Below are 620 nucleotides of genomic sequence, written 5' to 3'. Positions count from 1 at the left end.
TGCTCACGCCCAACTCGCGCAGGTAGGAGGCGAGACGGTTGGCCGCCTCCTCCACCTCCCGATAGGACACGCCGACCCCGTCGCACCACGCCGCCACCGCATCCGGCGAACGATCGGCCCACTCCTGGAACCGGTCCAGCACCGTCCCCGCCGCCACCGGCGTGGCGGTGGCGTTCCACTCCTCTACCACCGACCGCCGCTCGGACTCCTCCAGCACATCGATCTGGCTGAGCCGGACGTCGGGGTCGGAGGCCACCTGCTCCAGCACCCGCACCAACCGCTGGGCGAGCGCCTGAGCGGTGACCTCGTCGAACAGGTCGGCGGCGTACTGGATGATGCCCCCGAGGCCCGAGGGCTCGCCGTCGTCACGTCGCTCGACCAAGGTCACAGAGAGATCGAACTTGGCCGCCGCCTGGATCGACCCGCCCGGCAGCGGCTCGGCGTGCAGGCCAGGCAGGTCCCACTGGCCCTGTGCCTCCGGCAGGTTCTGCAGGGACAGCATCACCTGGAAGAGCGGGTTGCGGGACAGGGAACGTGACGGGTTCAGTTCGTCCACGAGGCGTTCGAAGGGGATGTCCTGGTGGGCGTAGGCGGCCAGGTCGGTCTCCCGCACCCGGCCC

Annotated in this window: 1 protein-coding gene; it reads right to left on the bottom strand. The window is 70.5% G+C overall.

Going from position 1 to position 620, the window contains the following annotated elements; all coding sequences use genetic code 11:
- The coding region (locus Mam01_RS36160; RefSeq protein ID WP_239101893.1) for a condensation domain-containing protein at window positions 1-620 on the bottom strand (620 nt) is incomplete at both ends.

Origin of the sequence: Microbispora amethystogenes, from assembly GCF_016863015.1 — a bacterium.
GTDB lineage: Bacteria > Actinomycetota > Actinomycetes > Streptosporangiales > Streptosporangiaceae > Microbispora > Microbispora amethystogenes.
This window is presented reverse-complemented; position numbering and strand designations above follow the sequence as displayed.